This window comes from Finegoldia magna, from assembly GCF_003182075.1.
In the GTDB taxonomy this organism is placed as follows: Bacteria; Bacillota; Clostridia; order Tissierellales; family Peptoniphilaceae; genus Finegoldia; species Finegoldia magna.
The window spans coordinates 1-3,017 of the sequence record NZ_QGTH01000047.1; the positions used below are offsets into that span (position 1 = coordinate 1).

3 protein-coding genes are annotated in these 3,017 nt (G+C 31.4%); all 3 read right to left on the reverse strand.

All coding sequences use genetic code 11. The annotated features are described in order from the left end of the window. A partial coding sequence (locus DES33_RS09455; protein WP_110058829.1) for a DNA cytosine methyltransferase occupies positions 1-713 on the reverse strand: 713 nt, incomplete at its 3' end. Then, positions 706-2,427, reverse strand: coding sequence for a DNA topoisomerase 3 (locus tag DES33_RS09460; protein ID WP_110058830.1), 1,722 nt, complete (start codon positions 2,425-2,427; stop codon positions 706-708). The genes DES33_RS09455 and DES33_RS09460, both read right to left, overlap by 8 nt. Positions 2,428-2,519: 92 nt before the next feature. After that, the coding region (locus DES33_RS09465) for a nucleotidyl transferase AbiEii/AbiGii toxin family protein (RefSeq protein ID WP_146199882.1) at positions 2,520-3,017 on the reverse strand (498 nt) is incomplete at its 5' end.

Below are 3,017 nucleotides of genomic sequence, written 5' to 3' on the forward strand. Positions count from 1 at the left end.
TGTTTTGTAGAAATAGTATAAGAAAAATCTTTAATCACTTTTAGTCGCCCTCTAAAACTGTTATCTATGCCTTTATTTAAAAATTTCAGCATATAAGGTTGTGTCATTGTGTAAAGTTCACTTACATTCTTTTCTAAAAATTCACTTAGTGATTTTGTTTCTTTCCTCTCCAATTTATTAAACGAAAAGTTATTTGCTCCAAGGCATGAAACAACAAATATTCTCTCTCTTTTTTGAGGTATCCCAAAGTCCATTGCATTTAAGATTTCATACTTGTTTTCATATCCTAGGCTCTCTAGCTCTTTTAGATAAATAAAAAAGGAGTCCCTCATATTTCTATCAAGGACTCCCTTTACATTCTCCCAAATTATCCATTTAGGTTTATCTTTCATTTCTTTAATTATTCTAATTGTTTCAAATAGTAAGCTTGATCTAGTTCCTGAATTTTTTACTCCTCCTTGCTTTTTTCCTATTCTTGAAAAGTCTTGGCAAGGACTTCCATGCATAATTAAGTCTATCTTTTCATTAGGAGCTTTATATCCTACTACTGATTTTGGCTTATAGTCTTCTCCATAAAGTGCGTTGTATGATTTAACACAAGCCTTATCTATTTCTACATAATCAACAACTTCATAAGGTATCTTTAAATTAATAAAAGCCTTTCTAATAGCACCTATGCCGCCGAAAAGCTCTAATATTTTCACCTTATTCATTTAGATTATTCTTGTACCTGTCTACAAGCTCCCTTATACTATCTTCTATTTCTCTTAAAAAGTCTTCTTTATCTACTTCGCCAGAGCTAATATTTGCAAGTTTCATTTCCCATTCAGAAGTTGTTTCTGCTGATTTAAACTTATCCTCTACAATCGATACAAGTCTATTGCCTTTTTCTGTTACAAGTAGATTTTTCTTATCTCTTCTTATAAGATCCTTGTGGATAAGATTTTCAATAATTCCTGCTCTTGTAGCTGGTGTTCCTAAGCCTTTTCTTTCTACTTCTATATCTTTATCCAGTGATTCAATCCCTGCATTCTCCATAGCCTTTAAAAGTATATCTTCATTATAATGACTTGGAGCTTTTGTGAATTTCTCAGATATATTTTTAGAAGTTAGCTTAATTTTATCTCCAGTCTTTATATCTGGTAATTCATTTTCTTGTTTTTCTTTTCCATAAGTCTTTAGATACTTGGTATAACCTTCATCGATTATAGTCTTGCCACTTGCATTAAAGTTAAACTTGTCATATTCATATCTGATTTTTCTGCTAGATTCCTTTAAGTTATCCGAACATGAAGCAAGTAATTTATTCTTAATTAGATTATAGATTTTGCTTTCTTTATCAGATAAATCTTTGGCTTTTCCAATACCTGATATAGTAGGAATAATCGCATAGTGGTCTGTAACCTTAGATGAATTAAAAATAGACTTAAAGTTTGATTCGTTGATTTTAAAACCTTCTTTAAGTCCTTCTAATAATTCTTTCATGGTATTAACCATATCATCGGTTAAATACCTACTATCTGTTCTTGGATATGTGATTAGCTTTTTTTCATACAAGCCTTGTGCCTGGTTTAAAGTGTCATTTGATGAATATCCAAAATATTTATTTGCTTCTCTTTGCAAGGTAGTAAGATCATAAGGCTTATCTGGTTTTGTGCTTATTTCTTTATCTTCTACCTCTGTAATAACTATTTCATCTTCTAGCAAGTTTAATAATTGTTCTGCAACTTCAATTCTATCAATCCTATCTGATACAAGCTTCAATCCTCCATAAGATAGGTCTACCGTATAATATTTTTGCTTCTTAAATAGATTTATTTCACTATCCCTTTTAGCTATTAAATATAGAGTTGGTGTTTGTACTCTACCAACTGAATATGTTTCCTTGTAAATGCAAGAATAAAGCCTACTTAAATTCATTCCTACCAGCCAATCTGCAATGGCTCTTGCACTTGCTGATCTATATAAGTCTTCAAAGTTTTCTCCATCTTTAAGATTTCTAAAGCCATCTTCAATAGCTTTGTTTTCCATTGAAGATATCCAAAGTCTTTGAATCTTCTTCTTACATTTAGCTTGATTATATACAAGCCTAAAAATAAGTTCTCCCTCTCTTCCAGCATCACAAGCATTTATAACTGTGTCGATGTTCTTATCGTTTAAAAGCTTCTTTAAAACTCCATATTGTTTCTTAGTGCTTTTAGATACTTCATAAATATATTCTTCTGGAATTATAGGAAGAGTGTCTATCGTCCATTTCTTCCATTTTTCGTCTATCTTATCGGGACTTGCCATTTGAATTAAATGACCTACACACCAAGAAACAATGTATCCATTCCCCTCATAATATCCGTTTTTTCTTGTTCTTGCTCCAATTACTTTTGCAATTGTAACTGCTACGCTTGGCTTTTCTGCTATTACTAACTTCATTAATACCTCCATAAATAAAAAAAGAGCGAAAGATTTCTCTCTCGCTCAAAGTATTTCTCCTGAATATCATATTATTTTCAGGAGAATTCTACTTACTTATTAATTTCTTTTTCTAGTTCTTGAAGAACTTTTATAATCTCTTCAAAGTTTGGATAGTCTCCATAAATCATCTCCGACATAGCCTTATAATCTTTTTCTATTTCAGAAAATCGAAACTCTCTTGGGACTAACTTTAATCTACCATTTAATGCATCTTCATACTTTGCCCACTTCCTAGGATAAAATTTCATTTTAAATTCAGTCACTTTCTTTAATAACTCCTTGTCATCTAAGGCTTTGTTTTTAAAATCTGAATTTGCTATTTTATATAGGTCATAAAAGTGTCTTGCATACCTATGTGGCATAAAAGAAGATTCTGGTCTATTCGCTTCATGATGAAGTATAGTTGCCTTTTCCCAAAAGGTTCTCTCTGCTGAGACTGTTCTTATATTAGTTTTTTCTTTAAATATATTTGGGTAGGCTTCGCTAATTATCGGCAAAACTTCCACTTCAATTGCAGGTGTCCATGCTGCAAGGCTTCCTATTTCAAG

What these genes read in the sequence shown, in the direction of transcription:
- DES33_RS09460 (WP_110058830.1), bottom strand. Translation starts at nt 2,427, where the DNA reads ATGAAGTTAGTAATAGCAGAAAAGCCAAGCGTAGCAGTTACAATTGCA.